General features: G+C 46.1%; 11 protein-coding genes. 6 read left to right on the forward strand and 5 right to left on the reverse strand.

Annotation, left to right across the window (positions count from 1 at the left end; translation table 11 throughout):
• Nucleotides 1–39 precede the first annotated feature (39 nt).
• Nucleotides 40–1,773 carry a sugar phosphorylase gene (locus FNC98_RS14205; protein ID WP_144034961.1) on the forward strand — a complete coding sequence of 578 codons (1,734 nt, stop codon included), beginning with the start codon at nt 40–42 and terminating at the stop codon, nt 1,771–1,773.
• A gap of 82 nt (nt 1,774–1,855) precedes the next feature.
• On the opposite strand, the gene FNC98_RS14210 is transcribed toward FNC98_RS14205, so the two are convergent.
• Together FNC98_RS14210 and FNC98_RS14215 are read right to left on the reverse strand one after the other, a co-directional pair.
• Nucleotides 1,856–2,617: a helix-turn-helix transcriptional regulator gene (locus tag FNC98_RS14210; RefSeq protein ID WP_144034962.1), complete on the reverse strand. Its 762-nt coding sequence runs from the start codon at nt 2,615–2,617 to the stop codon at nt 1,856–1,858.
• 124 nt (nt 2,618–2,741) lie between these two features.
• Nucleotides 2,742–3,005: a DUF3081 family protein gene (locus tag FNC98_RS14215; RefSeq protein ID WP_144034963.1), complete on the reverse strand. Its 264-nt coding sequence runs from the start codon at nt 3,003–3,005 to the stop codon at nt 2,742–2,744.
• A gap of 147 nt (nt 3,006–3,152) precedes the next feature.
• Between FNC98_RS14215 and FNC98_RS14220 the strand changes: the two genes are divergently transcribed.
• Entirely contained in the window at nt 3,153–3,545 is a 393-nt protein-coding gene (locus tag FNC98_RS14220; protein ID WP_144034964.1) for a VOC family protein, read from the forward strand.
• 657 nt (nt 3,546–4,202) lie between these two features.
• Here FNC98_RS14220 and hutI read toward each other — a convergent pair.
• Nucleotides 4,203–5,462: an imidazolonepropionase gene (hutI, locus tag FNC98_RS14225; protein ID WP_144034965.1), complete on the reverse strand. Its 1,260-nt coding sequence runs from the start codon at nt 5,460–5,462 to the stop codon at nt 4,203–4,205.
• Between the two features lie 216 nt (nt 5,463–5,678).
• Here hutI and FNC98_RS14230 point away from each other — a divergent pair, with 216 nt between their 5' ends.
• Entirely contained in the window at nt 5,679–6,797 is a 1,119-nt protein-coding gene (locus FNC98_RS14230) for an efflux RND transporter periplasmic adaptor subunit (RefSeq protein WP_144034966.1), read from the forward strand.
• Between the two features lie 11 nt (nt 6,798–6,808).
• Nucleotides 6,809–10,111 (forward strand): efflux RND transporter permease subunit, encoded by a 3,303-nt coding sequence (locus tag FNC98_RS14235; protein WP_144034967.1) that lies wholly within the window; start codon nt 6,809–6,811, stop codon nt 10,109–10,111.
• A 4-nt stretch (nt 10,112–10,115) separates the two neighbouring features.
• Here FNC98_RS14235 and FNC98_RS14240 read toward each other — a convergent pair whose 3' ends face one another.
• Entirely contained in the window at nt 10,116–11,087 is a 972-nt protein-coding gene (locus FNC98_RS14240) for an aldose epimerase family protein (RefSeq protein ID WP_144034968.1), read from the reverse strand.
• Nucleotides 11,088–11,291: 204 nt separating this feature from the next.
• Between FNC98_RS14240 and FNC98_RS14245 the strand changes: the two genes are divergently transcribed.
• Nucleotides 11,292–12,542 carry a BamA/TamA family outer membrane protein gene (locus FNC98_RS14245; RefSeq protein WP_144034969.1) on the forward strand — a complete coding sequence of 417 codons (1,251 nt, stop codon included), beginning with the start codon at nt 11,292–11,294 and terminating at the stop codon, nt 12,540–12,542.
• A gap of 51 nt (nt 12,543–12,593) precedes the next feature.
• Nucleotides 12,594–13,112 carry a GNAT family N-acetyltransferase gene (locus tag FNC98_RS14250; RefSeq protein ID WP_144034970.1) on the forward strand — a complete coding sequence of 173 codons (519 nt, stop codon included), beginning with the start codon at nt 12,594–12,596 and terminating at the stop codon, nt 13,110–13,112.
• Nucleotides 13,113–13,165: 53 nt separating this feature from the next.
• Here the strand turns inward: FNC98_RS14250 and FNC98_RS14255 are convergent, their stop codons facing one another.
• Nucleotides 13,166–15,457: a xanthine dehydrogenase family protein molybdopterin-binding subunit gene (locus FNC98_RS14255; protein WP_144034971.1), complete on the reverse strand. Its 2,292-nt coding sequence runs from the start codon at nt 15,455–15,457 to the stop codon at nt 13,166–13,168.
• Nucleotides 15,458–15,460: the final 3 nt, after the last annotated feature.

Here is a 15,460-nt window from a genome sequence, read left to right on the forward strand (position 1 = left end):
TAATAACAACGAGTAAGCAGCAGACCTAAAGAGTGCCCTATGACCACAGAACTGATGCAACGAGTTGAAGCCCATCTGAATGTGATTTATCCAGCGGAAAATTGCCAGCAGCTGGCTCAACAATTAATCAACACCATGGATATTCCCGAAGATGCGCAGCCGCCGGCACCTTTTACCAACCTGTGGGACGAAAGTGATATTTACCTCATCACCTATGGCGACAGCCTGCTTGATGAATCAAAATCACCGCCACAAAAACCGATTAAAAATCTTCATCATTTTGTCAATAACTACCTAAACGATGTGGTGAGTGCGGTGCACATTTTGCCTTTCTATCCCTACAGTTCAGACGATGGCTTTGCGGTAATAGACTACTATCAGGTAAATGAATCTTTGGGAGACTGGCCGGATATTCAGGCACTCAGTAAAGACGTAAAAGTGATGGCCGATGTGGTTATCAATCATTGTTCGGCACGAAGCGGTTGGTTTGAAAACTTCAAACAAGGTAAACATCCGGGTAAGGATTACTTTTTCGAAGCCCCGCCTACGGAAGATACATCCATGGTGGTTCGCCCGCGTACTCATGATTTATTAAAAGAGGTCGTTACCGCCGATGGTACCAAGCATGTCTGGTGCACGTTTAGTCACGATCAGGTAGATTTTGATTTTCGTAACCCGGTCGTACTCAATGAATTTGTCAGCGTTCTTAACTATTACCTGGAACAAGGCGTGTCCATCTTTCGTTTTGATGCCGTGGCATTTTTATGGAAAGAAGCTGGCACCACCTGTCTGAACCTCCCGCAAACCCATGAAATTGTTCGATTATTGCGTCTGTTGGTTGAGCATAAAAACCCAGAAGCGGTAATTATTACCGAAACCAATATACCTAATCGTCAGAATCTTATGTATTTCGGTAATGCCAATGAAGCCCATGCCATTTATAACTTCTCATTACCGCCTTTATTAATTAATACACTGGTTACCGGCGATTGTACCCATTTAAAAACCTGGTTGATGTCATTACCGCCAGCACAAAATGGTACCGCTTATTTTAACTTTATTGCCTCCCATGACGGGGTTGGCTTAAGACCGGTTGAAGGCCTGCTAAGTGAAGAAGAAACCGACCTGCTTATCAATACCATGGTCAGTTTCGGCGGTCGGGTTTCCTGGCGGGCGTTAAAAGGTGGACGTAACCAACCCTATGAAATGAATATCAGCCTATACGATGCCTTATCTGGTACCGTTGATGGCCTTGATGGTCTGCAAAAGCAACGCTTTATTTGCGCTCATACCATAATGCTTGGTATTGAAGGGATACCGGCGATTTATATCCATAGTTTCATGGGTACTCAAAATGATATAGAGCGGGTAAACCTGAGCAATCAGAATCGTTGTATCAATCGTCATAAATGGGATTACCCAACCTTGCAGGGACATTTAAGTAATTCTTTTAGTCATCACTCACAGGTGTTTGATGAAATGACGGCGCTGATCAAACTGCGCAAACAACAAAAAGCATTTCACCCTAACGCCACCCAATTTACCCTACATTTAGGGGTGCAATTGTTTGGTTTCTGGCGACAAAGTCTGGACAGACGCCAGAGTGTTTTTTGCATCTCGAACGTTACTTGTGAACCGCAGGAATTGTCTTTGGCAGATTTGAATTTGATTGACCTTGATGAATGGGGCGATTTGATCACTGGTACTCAATACACAAACGTTCGCGAATGTATCACTTTGGCGCCTTATCAGACGGTTTGGATCTCAAATTAACCTTTAATACGAGCTATTTCAAAATCAAGGGGATTATCAGAGTCGTTGAAAATCAATTTCTCTGCCCCTGCTTCCAATATTCTTAGTTTTGCTGCGCCGCCAGCATCTTCTTTATTTTATTTACGTAGGGTCGAAACCAAAACTCGACAAATAACAAAGCATAAATAAGCGGCTTGATAACAAGCGCAGCTCCATATGACAGAGATGAGAACACATCCGGCTGATGCACCGACAGCGTAATTGCCGCGACAAATGATACCATAGCGCCGACACCATAGGCGGTGCGAATAACATATCTCCCTTGCCTTATCATGATATCAAGGTCTTCAACATAACTGGGGTAACGCACAATCCAGGAAGTTTTATCGAATAGTTTATGAGTAGCCTTAAAACCATAGTTCATCAGGGTTAAGGTAATGGTTAAGACGATTACCAAGGCAAAACTTGCCAGCTCCCACTTGCCATTGGTGCCGGTCAGCAAAATTATTGCAGGAATACATAACCCCAGCACTAGCAAACCTAATGCACCCGCCCAGTCGTAGCGATAAGTAATAGCCGTATTGGACTCAGGCGAGTTTGATGCTTTGGCACATTGAATGGAATCGGATGGCGCCAACGAATTTGAATCATTGCATTCTAGATCATTGGCATCTAATTGTTCGGCGTATAATTCTTTAGCATCTAGGTCAAAAGCATTGGCTAATGCAAGTTTGGTAGAAGGGGAAAAGCGCCCTTGTTTTTCGACTCGTTGAATGGTGCGCTCACTTAATCCGGAAATCTCCGCCAGCTTTTCCTGCGACCATCCACGCTGATTTCGAAGCTCGCTGATTTTATTGTTATGCATTGGCGTTCCAACTTGCCTTTGAATTTTGGATTGAGATGAATATACCGCCTGAGTTATGACAAAACCACGATATTTTTCCGACAATCCACCGTCATTAAGACGCCAACGCGTATAAACGCTCTGATTAACTAAAGTTTTTCTTATCGAGCTTTTCTACTTTTTGCAAAAATGCATCCAGCTCAATCGCGCGTTTGCAGTCCAGTTGATGCTTATTGTGAAAAAAAATACTTAGCGTCACTGCGTGATCGGCCAGGGTTAAGGTGTAACCATCATAATCACTCTGTGCTGTTAAATCGCCTAGTTTGTAGGCACCATCTAGTCGCTGCCCATGGCTCATAATCTTATTACAGACCCTTAGGGCTTGTTTGACATCAATCGCTTCTTGCATGGTAATCTCCGCAATGTTTCTCTCAGCATATAAACAAATCTACGAGTCTGGCAAGATAAAGGATTGATCTAAGCCATGGGCTTAATTATAACTAAACCCAATATCCTTTATATTTTGACTACATTGAGACGCTGTATTGAGATAAAAATGAGCCAACACATAAGAAGCTTTTCTTATCTGGTTAACGATTACGATGAAACCATTGCGTTTTTCACCGAAAAGCTGGGGTTTAATCTGTTAAGCGATTTTGACCTTGGTGAAGGTAAGCGTTGGGTGCAACTGCAGCCGAAAGGCGCAAAAGAATTTGCCTTAGCCCTTGCGCTGGCTGAAACACCAATACAACGCCAGGCGATTGGTAAACAAGCCGGAGATGCGGTGCTGATGATTTTACAGACCGACGATTTTCAACGAGATTATAAAACCATGCTCGAATCTGGAGTGGTTTTTAAGGAAACGCCCCGCCACGAGGCTTATGGGACGGTAGCGATATTCGAAGATTTGTACGGCAACCTTTGGGATTTACTCGAGCCCAGCTTATAGGTAACTCACAGGTAAATTGTCGCTTTAGCCCAGTTGCAAATTTAAACGTCATCCCGGGCTAAGATCGGCAATTTTAAGACAATCCGGTTCTGCACTTAAATATCGCGTCATTGCGGACCAGGATCCGCAATCTCAATATAATCTGGATTCGAACTTAGAAGCCGATAGATACCGGCTTCGGCAATCGCTCCCTGCATTGCTCTACCTCCTACATCCGTGCAGTCGTTCGCCGGTATGACGTGGCATTTTGCCGGTATGACGTAATAAAATGAAGCGTCATTGCGGACCAGGATCCGCAATCTCAATATAATCTGGATTCGAACTTAGAAACCGATAGATACCGGCTTCGGCAATCGCTCCCTGCATTGCTCTACCTCCTACATCCGTGCAGTCGTTCGCCGGTATGACGTGGCATTTTGCCGGTATGACGTAATAAAATGAAGCGTCATTGCGGACCAGGATCCGCAATCTCAATATAATCTGGATTCGAACTTAGAAGCCGATAGATACCGGCTTCGGCAATCGCTCCCTGCATTGCTCTACCTCCTACATCCGTGCAGTCGTTCGCCGGTATGACGTGGCATATAACTAATCGTCATCCCGGGCCACGACCCGGGATCTCAAGATAGCTTTTTACAGCTCAAGCTAGTAAGCCAATTAAGCGACTTTCTCACCGGCTTTATAAACCGCGGTTAATGGGTTTACCCCATATTGATAGCAAAGCTGCGCCACCTGTTCGATATTAAATACTGTGATATCCGCTTGTTTACCTACCTCTAGGGAACCTACTTTATCATCAACACCCAATGCTTTAGCACCGTGAATAGTCACGCCAGCAATTGCCTCAACCGGTGTTAATCGGAACAATGTACATGCCATATTCAGCATTAATTGAATCGAGTGGATTGGCGAAGAGCCCGGGTTAGCATCGGTTGCCAGTGCCATCGCAACACCCTGCTCACGTAACTGATCAATCGGCGGTAATTTAGTTTCCCGTAAAAAGTAGAATGCACCCGGTAACAATACTGCGGCCATATCAGCCTGATGCATCGCCTTAATGCCATCTTCTGATAAATACTCCAGGTGATCACTGGAAAGCGCCTGGTATTTTGCCGCTAACTCTGTACCACCAAGATCCGATAACTGTTCCGCATGGACTTTAATGGCAATATCATGTTGTTTTGCCGCCTGAAACACCCGCTCGGTCTGAGCGATATCGAAACCAATGCCTTCACAAAACACATCAACAGCGTCTGCTAATTTAGCGTCTGCAACCGCTGGCAGCATCTCATTGCACACTAGATCGATATATCCATCGGCATTATCCGCAAACTCTACCGGTAACGCATGGGCGCCGAGGAAAGTTTTACGGACCTCAACACCAGGTTGCTCACCCAAGCGTTTTGCGACACGCAACATTTTTAATTCTGTTTCGGTATCCAGGCCATAACCAGATTTTACTTCGATGGTAGTAACGCCCTCTGATTGCAAGGCTTTTAACCTTGGCAGTGCGGAATCAAATAATTGCTGTTCACTCGCCGCTCGCGTGGCTTTTACGGTTGAGACGATACCGCCACCAGCTTTGGCGACTTCTTCGTAACTTGCACCTTGCAACCGTAATTCAAATTCATTAGCACGATGACCACCATAAACAATATGGGTGTGGCAATCGACCAGCCCTGGTAATAACCACTGCCCAGCAATATCGACAACGTCAATTCCGACGACATCTTGTAAATTTATCTCTGATAAATCATCCATCGCACCAATCCAGACAATCTTGCCGGCATTTACCGCCAACGCACCATTTTCAATAGCACTATAGGATTCGCTTCCTGACTTCATGGTAGCGATATTGGCGTTGATAAAAACCGTCTGCCAATTTTGTGGAGAAGGCTGAGAAATAGTCGATGACATGAGATTTTTCCGAAGTTTTGGTCTTTTTCAGACACGGATACAAATTTCGCTAATTATACTCAAACTAAGTTTGAAATGTGATCCACTTGCACAAAATGTCATGTAACACTTGTAAAGTTTCTATACTCAATAAACGCCAGCGGCAAATCATTGAGAAGTGCGGCAAATTAATTTAACGTTATATCTAGAGACATAAAGCTTAATAAAACCAAAAATATGCAAAATTTCATCCGATACTTAAGCCTCACCCTTGCCGTTACATTAGCGACCAACCTGCCTCTGCAGGCAAAAGCGGAAGACGAAGCGAGAAAAGTCCTTGTCGCCAAAGTAGAGGAAAAATCTTTTCAGGCGCAAATACCGATTTTCGGGAATCTGGTTCCGTTTAAAGAATCTCAGCTATCGGTCAAAGTATCTGGCTATGTCGAAAAAATGCATGTTGATATCGGCGATACGGTAAATAAAGGCCAAAGACTGCTAACCCTTGATGCGGTTCAGGCAAAAACTTCCCTAGAACAATTAAAAGCATCGTTACAGGAAGCCAAAGTAAGACTCGATGAAGCCAATCGTCTTGCCACGGAAGGCGAAAAACTTCGCAAAGATCACAATATCTCTAATTCTGAATATCTAACCCGAATTACCGAACAACAAGCGGCCCGTTCACAGGTAAAACAAATTGAAGCGCAATTAAATCTTGCCAATGAAGAGCTCTCCCGCCATACCTTAAAAGCGCCTTTCGCTGGTGTTATTACTGCCAAGCTTACCGAAGTTGGCGAATCCGTTGGTAATGACACGCCGGTTTTCATCCTGACGAAATTAGACCCCATTTATGTGCAAATTCAGGTACCAATTCGCCATTACGGCGACATCAATAACCAGACTCAGGTATTGGTAGATAGCAGCAACAATTCTCAAGGCGCGATTACCACTAAAGTCGATAGGATCGTGCCCCAGGCTGATGCCGCATTGAGAAGTTTTCTGGTGCGTCTTCGCCTCGATAATAAAGACGGTCGTTGGCTACCAGGCATGAATGTCAGAAGCCGTTTTCTGATTGAGCAAAATCAGGGACAGGCGAGCTTATTTCTTCCCAAAGATGCTTTGGTAAGAAAAATCGACGGTAGTGTCAAAGTGTTTAAAATCGTCAATGCCGGTCAGGGTACTCAGGCAAAATCGGTTTCGGTTGTTACTGGCGCGCAACAAGGGCAAGGCATTGCTGTAACCAGCAGTAGCTTAAAGGTAGGCGACCAGGTGGTTATTTATGGCAATGAATCCTTGCGCGATGGTGATGCGGTGATCCCGGAGCTAACCAAAACCGCGATGACGAAAGATCAAAAATAGGGACCGCTGACATGCTCGATATGATATTGAAAAAGCCCATCGTCTTGTTGGTCGCCATCTTAATCATTTGTCTGTTTGGCCTGGCTGCTGCGTTTCGTGTGCCAATTCAAATGATCCCGGATTTAGACCCCAGGATAATTACCGTCGAAACCCGATGGCCTGGCGCTACCCCTCAGGATATAGAAACCGAAATTCTTCTCGAGCAGGAAGAATACCTGAAAAACATCAATGGCCTGCAGCGGATGGTCAGCTCTGCATCATTTGGAAGTGCGGAAATTGAACTGGAATTTCCGTTTGGCATGGAAATTAATGAAGCATTAATTCTGGTCAACAATGCCTTGTCACAAGTGCCATCTTACCCAGAGAATGTCGATGAACCAGCGGTTATTGCCAGTTCTTTCTCCGGTAATTCGTTTATGTATTTCTCCATTCAGTTTAAAGGAGAAGATAGTCGCGACATTACTCACCAGCAGGACTGGATAGAAGACAATATCAAAACCCGGTTAGAGCGTATCCCGGGTATTGCCAGGGCTAATGTTTCCGGCGGCGCGCAAAAACAAATCCATATTCGTTTAAAACCTGCTGAATTATCATCTCGTGGGTTAACCGTCGCCGATGTTCGCAATGCCATTCGCACCCGAAACCGGGACGTATCTGGCGGCGATATGGACTTTGGTAAACGCCGATACTTGATCCGCACCTTAGGTAAATTTGAAGATTTAAACGACCTCAACAATCTGATTATCAGCGAGCAAAATGGCTACTATGTACGTTTAAAAGATGTCGGCCTGGCGGAAATGAGTTATGAAGAAATGCGCTCTTTTCGAACCACCATAGGCCAGCAAACCATGGGGATTTCCATCGCTCGTCAGGTGGATGCTAATGTTATCTCCCTGAAAAAGCTGGTCATGGACCAGGTTGCGGAGCTAAACCGCACCTTACTCGCCGATCAGGGCCTGGTAATGACCCTTAATTCAGAAGATGTGCGTTATGTAGAAAATTCTGCCAGCACAGTTATCCAGAATCTGATTATCGGTACCATGCTGGCAACCTTAGTGTTATTACTTTTTTTGCGTTCCGTCAGCGCAACCTTGATTGGCGCCCTCGGCATTCCGATTTGTATTCTCGCGGCATTTTTAGGGTTATCCCTTTCAGGACGCTCCATCAATGTGGTATCCCTCGCCGGTGTTGCCTTTGCCATTGGTATGACGCTGGATAACGCCATCGTTGCCCTGGAAAATATTACTCGTCATGTCGCCATGGGTAAGCGTCGACGAGATGCCGCCATCGATGGTATCCGGGAAGTCTGGCCCGCCATTTTGGCATCCACCTTAACCACAGTGATGGTGTTTCTACCTATTGTGTTTCTTGAGCAGGAGGCCGGTCAGTTATATGGCGATATCGCCATTGCCATTGCCGCCTCGATTATCATGTCGATGTTGGTGGCAATAACCCTAATCCCTGTAGCCAGTCAGCGCATATTGAATGTGCGTGAGATGGTTGAGCATAAAGGTAAACTAGATAAAGCGTTGCACGTTACCACCAATTGGGGTGAGTCAATGGCAAAACGCATTCTCGGGTTTAGTCGATGGATATTAAAACGCACCAGCCGTCAGGTTGGCGCCGTTGCCATCACCCTGGCAATTACTCTGTTCACTCTCTTTGCACTGGTGCCCGATGCCGAATACCTGCCTGAAGGGGAGGAAGCCAAGGTGTTTGCCCGATTGATGGCACCACCGGGCTACAACATGGAAACCATGAAAGATTTATGGCGCCAGGTAGATAGCGACTTTACCGAGAATGTAGACCGTACAAACGTATCTTGGCTCAATGAGGAGCAGCGTCAGGCGCTGGCTAACAGACAATCTGATGAAAGCGCTAGCTCCGGTGCCGCGGTTGAAATCAGCGATGAGTTTAAAACCGATGTACCGCCTCTGGCCATGCATATCAGTTTTATGTCACCAGGTACCCTGACCTTTATTACCGAACCTATCAGCCGCCATGATACGCCACAATTGGTTGATGCTATCAGCGAGCGATTTAACGCCATTCCCGGCATGCGCTCCTTTGCATCCCGAGGTTCTATTTTTAGTGGCAACCAGGGTGGAACCCGAAGCCTGAATATTGAATTAAAAGGCCGAGATCTCGGTGTTCTTTACAATCGCGCACTGCAGTTAATGGCTACCGCCGGCAAGTTAATTGACGGTGCTCAATTAAATGCCAATCCATCCCCTCCGACCTTGAGCATGTCACAACCCATGGTTGAAGTAATTCCTGATTGGCAGCGTGCCGCAGAGCTGGGCATTTCTCAGACCGATTTAGGTTACAGTATCTGGGCCTATTCCGACGGTGCTTTCGTCGATGAGTTTTATATCGATGATGAAAAGATTGATATGTTGCTGTTTGCGAAACAAGGCACGGTAAATAGTCCAAGAGAATTAGAGCACCTGATGTTTTATGGCCCGAACGGCCAGCAAGTGCCGCTATCTGCTTTAGTTAGTTTGAATGAAACCGTTGATACCGCCACCATTAGCCGGGTTGATGGCATGCGGACGGTAACCCTGCAAATTGTGCCACCTCGCAATATGGCGCTTGAGCAGGCCCTGAAAATTGTCGAAAATGATTTATTAGCGCCCTTATCTTCGACGTTGGCAGAAGAGAATATCACTCACACCATCAGCGGCGCCGCCAGTGAACTGGCGCAAACCCGCGAAGCAATGCAGGGCAACTTCTTGCTGGCCATAATCATCGCCTACCTACTCATGGTTGCAGTCTTTTCCAACTGGGGATATCCATTATTGATCATGACTACCGTGCCAATTGGTATTAGTGGCGGCATTATCGGCTTAGGTTTGTTTAATCTGCTGGGCAGTACCTTGCCAGCATTTGGCTTAAGTGCTTATCACCAACCATTTGATGTGATTACCATGCTTGGCTTTTTGGTATTGATAGGCACCGTGGTTAATAACCCTATTCTGATTGTTGAGCGTTCCATTGCCAATTTGCAGCAACAATCGATGGCAATTAAAGAGGCAATTGTGGAAGCACTATCGGTACGTTTACGTCCGGTAATGATGTCGACGATTACCACCATCTTTGGTTTATCGCCTTTAGTCTTTATCCCAGGTGAAGGTACCGAGCTGTATCGCGGCCTTGGGGTAATTGTGTTATTCGGCCTGTTATTTTCTAGCCTGGTGACCTTGTTGATATTGCCAGCTTTCTTATCCTTGGTATTTCAGATACAACAACGCTGGCAACTTAAAAAATCGACAGATAATCCCGCTGACGACGAGATAAAAGCCGATTCGATTTAAAGAGTTAAAGATTAAAAAACTCATAAACGATCGTTTGTTGGTAGGTTTGTTCAGGGCGCAACACACTATTTGGAAAATGCGCTTGATTAACCGCATCGGTGTAGTTTTGCGCTTCCAGGCAAAGCCCCTGATACGATTCAAACTCTCCATCCAGGTACTTGCCGGTATAAAACTGCACCGCAGTTTGGTCGGTATATAGACGCATTTCAATACCCTGCGACTCGGCTACCAAACGAGCTTTAGGCGTTGCAAATGGTGAGTTATCGAGAATAAAACAATGATCAAATCCCCCCATGGCGACTAGCTCTGGATCCTGGGTATGTTGCTGACGCTCGCCCACCGACGTTAATTCTCTGAAATTAAAGTCGGTGTTCAACACGCTTCGAAAGGTACCATCTGGCATCTCGTTATCAGCGCGATTTAAGCAAGTACTGGCCATAAGCTGCAGCTGCAGCGCTTGCCCAGATTTCTCACCGAGATTAAAGTAAGCGTGATTGGTCAGGTTTACCGGCGTCGCCTTATCGGTTTTTGCCTGAAAATCGATATGAAGCTGGTTGTCGCCAGTTAATCGATAGCTAACCGAGACATCGAGATTGCCAGGAAATCCTTGATCACCATCTTCAGAATGTAAGGTCATGGTCACACTCTGCTCAGTTAACCCCTCTTCCTGGATATCCCAAAATCGATAAGAGAAATTATCATCACCACCGTGCAAACAGTTACCGCCATTGTTTTGAGCAAGCGTATAGTTTTCACCATCAAGGATAAAGCGCCCATCACTAATCCGATTGCAAACCCGGCCGCACGTTGCCCCCAAATACAAATCGTCGTTTAAAAAGCCGTTTAAATCTGCATAAGTGACCAACATCTCTTTACCGGCGAACTTAATTGACGCCAGGCGAGCCCCGAGGTTTAACAACGTGACTTCCATACCATTGCCATTGGTTAAGGTGACGGACTTTAATTCGTTGCTCATGAAATTACTCCAGCAAACTAAGGTGAATGAGGAAAGGCAAAGCAGCAGAATATAACGTTTTACAGAATTCGTAAATATTCAACAAGTTGGGTGATTTAACCTATAGTTTAATTTAATAGCAAGCCACTTAAATTTCTTGCCTTTGGGCGCATCAGCCTATGCGGTATCGGCAATACCTAAACCGTAACCGTTAACGCAGGCGCAATGCTCAGACTTCTTACATTTTTGCTTATCTTAATCAGCCTGCCCGGTCAGGCGAAGAAGTTTATTGAGCCCACACTCGAACAAGAATTACCCGACAAGCCGGAATTTAAAGGCCTGCCGTTTGCGTTTCATACCGAAATGCTGCAAACCACAGTGGGTGCAGCAGGTGTGTTAAAACACGCCTGGCAACCCCAGGCAACGCTTTTTTCGGGCGGCTTTTATAGCCAAAATGACTCCTGGGCTATCTATGGCGGTGCTTATAATTACCAGCCGCTCTCCGCATCACAATGGTTAATCAGCGCTGATATCATGCGCGCCCATTACACCCAGGGGTTTTATCGCTTTGTAAACGATGTCGATGAGCCAACTTTTAATCTGCCTGAGCGTCAATTGTTAAGCGCCCGCCAGGGATTTTCACGAATAACCCTGGATTATGTTTTGCCAATTGGTGCCGGTAAAAAAGGAGCGATTGCAACGTTGCGGCAACCTTCATCACCGAAGGATTTAAAAGACATCGAAGAATGGTTACCCGATGAAAGCGGCTTTACCACCCTCACCTTCATGCCTTTTCGCCGTTACCTCAAATATGACGAGCAGCTGGCTACCGATGCGCAGATCACCGAAATCAGCGCCGGTATTGAGCTAGAGCTAAATTACGACAATCGAAACTCCACCACTATGCCATCCCAGGGTTTTCAGGTTCAGACCCGTTATATCAGAGATTTTGGCGACTCCAGACGCGCCGGATATACTCAGGTGGAGGCAGAATATTCACAGTTTTTATCTCTCGGTTCCAACAAGATTTTCCAGCAACAGACCATCGCCTTTAATATGCTCCTCGCTGATACCCCGAGTTGGAATAGTAGACGCAATGGCGAGTATCAACGCCCGCCAAATTTTGACGGCGTAACCTTAGGTGGCTGGGATAGTCTTCGCGGCTATGATACCAATCGTTTTTATGGCCGTTCGGCAGTGAGCTATGGCCTTGAATATCGAGCGATTCCAGGATGGCACCCGCTTCCTGAATTACCGATTATCGAAAACTATCGCTTTCCCTGGTGGCAGTGGGTGGCGTTTGTCGATGCCGGGCAGATTTCCGACCAATTCAATTTAAGTGACCTTCATGAAGATATGAAATTTAGCTTTGGCGGCGGAATTCGCATGAACATCGAAGGGATCATTACCCGTATCGACTACGCTAAATCCAGTGAGGGAACACAGCTAAGGGTTATTATTAACCAGCCTTTCTAATCTTTTACCATCTGGATAAACTATCTAAATCCATTATCAAGCCCAGTATTTATGCCCATGCAAGTCCAGCTAGCCACCGCCAATGACGCAAAAGCGCTCTCCACCCTGATGGAGAAATCATTTCGCGATACCTTTAGTGAGTTTAACGCGCCCGATGACATGGACGCTTATTGCCTGAAAAATTACAGCGAAGAAAAGCAATGTTCGGAGATTTTAAACTCAGATATTGTCACTAAGCTGGTATTTGTCGACGATGTGCTAGCCGGTTTCACCCAAGTCAGACCCGGCAATAGTTTCGATAGCTGTCCGCTAAAACAACCACTGCATCTGGATCGAATCTATGTTGGTAAAGATTTTTTGGGCACAGGTGTTGGAAAAATATTATTCGAAGATGCACTGCAACAGGCAAAGGATCTCGAGTGCGATGGGGTCTGGTTGGGTGTCTGGGAAGATAACCCAAGAGCAATTCGTTTTTATCAAAAATTTGGCTTTATTGAATGCGGCACTACCAGCTTTTGGCTGGGGAGTGATGAGCAACGAGATATCTTGATGGTTAAAGAATTTTCCTAGAGACAAAAACTGGGCGACTAAGCCCGGTTTTTATCAATACAGCTCAGTAGGTTCTACCCTAAAAGCTTCTTCACATGCTCAGGTCGAATCGGTAAATCTTTCACCCGCACACCAACCGCCTGATATATAGCGTTACCAATGGCCGGGGCGATACCAATAACACCAGGCTCACCAAGCCCGACAGGCATTTCAGTACTGTCGATAAATTCAATATCTAACTCAGGAACCTGGCTATGGCGCAATGGCGTGTAGGTATTTAGGTTCAAATCCTTCACCTGCCCATCTTTAAATTCTGTCGACTCATACAAGGCCATACTTAATCCCCATAATGCGCCGCCTTCTAATTGCGCTAGTGCGCCATCGGGATGCACAACAGTGCCAGAATCCATCACTAGTGTTAGCTTTTTAACATTTACTTTGCCAGAAGCCTTGTCGACGTCGACATGGGCTGCGACAGCTAGCCAGGCAGGCATGTTGCGCTCTTGACCTGAGCTGACAGATACGCCGATACCTTCACCTTCAGCCAAGTCACCGGTATCTCCCAGCTTTTCCTTTAATCGAGACAGTACATTGTGCAGGCGCTTCGCGCCGCCCGTACTGTTAGGGCAGGTTCCCTTCTGCTTGCCTTTAGCATCCAGTAGCGACAGGCGAAAATCAATTGGATTCATTTTTGCCTGTATTGCTGTTTCATCAATAAAGGATTCCAAGCCCCAGACTATCCAGCCCTGGCCAACTGAACGAAGCCAGCCGGGTTTGAAGGTTTTCTGGGCCAGATCATTATTCACAGCCAAAGCGCGATGATTTGCCATGGTGTACCAGTGATCGGCGCCAGCGGCAGAAAATGGATCCAGTTTACCTGTATTGTTTGCCCCTTCAGGCATGAAATCCGCTGCCATCGCCAAGGTTGGCCAACCGGCACAAAAACCATGGGTCATGCCCAGAAAGTTATTATCTTTATCAAAGTAGGATTGGAATTTGGAAACTGAGGCGGAACGAGGTTGATCAAATTTGCTGTCATCTTCCCGGGTAAAAATAAACTTCACCGTTTTACCGGATTGTTTAGCGGTCAGGGCTGCAGGGATCATGTAATCGCCAAACAGTCTGCGGCCAAATCCGCCACCAAGATAATAGGTATGAATTATCACCTTATCTTCACCAACTTCCAGCGCTTTGGCGATTGCCGGCAACGTTAGAGATTGCCACTGATTACCACCGTGAACGTGCCAAATACCGTCCTTTTCATAGACAGTCGCATTTAACGGTTCGAGTGCAAAGTGCAATACCGTATTGGTTTGGTAAACGCTTTCGACCGTGGTTTCACTACTGGCTTTGGCACTATCAACATCACCTTCGTTGACAAACCAGGCGCCTTTATCCAGATCTTTAACCAGCTTTTGCCCTTGCCCGAGAATATCGGCTTCACTGACATTCACCATCTCACCTGGAGCGAAATCTACTTTTAACGCATTACCCGCTTTGATGGCACTGACGTAATTAGTAGCCAGCACCACGACCCAACCCTGAATTAAATTACTGGGGTCTTTGAGTATTTCAAAGCCAAGGTAACCATCGATTTTTTTGGCTTCAGAATCATCGACATTATTCACTTTCGAGCCGTAAGCCGTTGGCGGCATTACCGGCCTGGCATAAACCATATCGTCCAACTCAACGTCCAGGCCATAAGTTGCGCTACCGTCGATTTTCGCCGGGATATCCAGGGCCTTTGCAGGTTTACCGATAAGTTTGCGATGCTTCGCCGATTTCACCGGCAGTGCCGCTAGCTCTTCTGGGGTGTAAGTTTTATCCAGTGTTGATTTAGAAACAATATCAGCAAAAGTAATGGCTTTACTGCCACAGATAACTTTTGAATCTTTGACTTTACACTGACCTGCATCGGTACGGAGAATCTTCGCGGCGGCTTCAATTAATGCCATGCGACCAGCCGCGCCCGCCTGCGAAAATGGCGTGAACGACTGATGCACTGACCAGGAACCACCAGTGACCATATATCCCCATTTCGGATCAGTATCGACGTGAGTAATGCTGACATCGTCCCAGTTTGCTCCCAGTTCATCGGCGACAATTCGCGCCAATGCGGTGCCCACGTGTTGCCCCATTTCTGCTCGTGGAATATTGATATTTATCTGGCCATCGCCGGCAATCTCAAACCAAACGGTTGGGGAAAACTTATTAGTGGAAACACCTTCAGCCATTTCTCGAGTGGATACTTTTGCCAGGGATAATGGCGCAAAGGCCATCAACAACGAAGTACCGGCACTGCCAATTAAAAAACGACGACGTGAGTAGTTGCTGATACCTTGTTTAGCGTCTTTAATCGATTTCATAAC

The organism is Thalassotalea sp. PS06 (genome assembly GCF_007197775.1).
Lineage (GTDB): Bacteria > Pseudomonadota > Gammaproteobacteria > Enterobacterales > Alteromonadaceae > Thalassotalea_A.

What these genes read in the sequence shown, in the direction of transcription:
- FNC98_RS14205 (WP_144034961.1), top strand. Translation starts at nt 40, where the DNA reads ATGACCACAGAACTGATGCAACGAGTTGAAGCCCATCTGAATGTGATT.
- FNC98_RS14210 (WP_144034962.1), bottom strand. Translation starts at nt 2,617, where the DNA reads ATGCATAACAATAAAATCAGCGAGCTTCGAAATCAGCGTGGATGGTCG.
- FNC98_RS14215 (WP_144034963.1), bottom strand. Translation starts at nt 3,005, where the DNA reads ATGCAAGAAGCGATTGATGTCAAACAAGCCCTAAGGGTCTGTAATAAG.
- FNC98_RS14220 (WP_144034964.1), top strand. Translation starts at nt 3,153, where the DNA reads ATGAGCCAACACATAAGAAGCTTTTCTTATCTGGTTAACGATTACGAT.
- hutI (WP_144034965.1), bottom strand. Translation starts at nt 5,462, where the DNA reads ATGTCATCGACTATTTCTCAGCCTTCTCCACAAAATTGGCAGACGGTT.
- FNC98_RS14230 (WP_144034966.1), top strand. Translation starts at nt 5,679, where the DNA reads ATGCAAAATTTCATCCGATACTTAAGCCTCACCCTTGCCGTTACATTA.
- FNC98_RS14235 (WP_144034967.1), top strand. Translation starts at nt 6,809, where the DNA reads ATGCTCGATATGATATTGAAAAAGCCCATCGTCTTGTTGGTCGCCATC.
- FNC98_RS14240 (WP_144034968.1), bottom strand. Translation starts at nt 11,087, where the DNA reads ATGAGCAACGAATTAAAGTCCGTCACCTTAACCAATGGCAATGGTATG.
- FNC98_RS14245 (WP_144034969.1), top strand. Translation starts at nt 11,292, where the DNA reads ATGCTCAGACTTCTTACATTTTTGCTTATCTTAATCAGCCTGCCCGGT.
- FNC98_RS14250 (WP_144034970.1), top strand. Translation starts at nt 12,594, where the DNA reads ATGCCCATGCAAGTCCAGCTAGCCACCGCCAATGACGCAAAAGCGCTC.
- FNC98_RS14255 (WP_144034971.1), bottom strand. Translation starts at nt 15,457, where the DNA reads ATGAAATCGATTAAAGACGCTAAACAAGGTATCAGCAACTACTCACGT.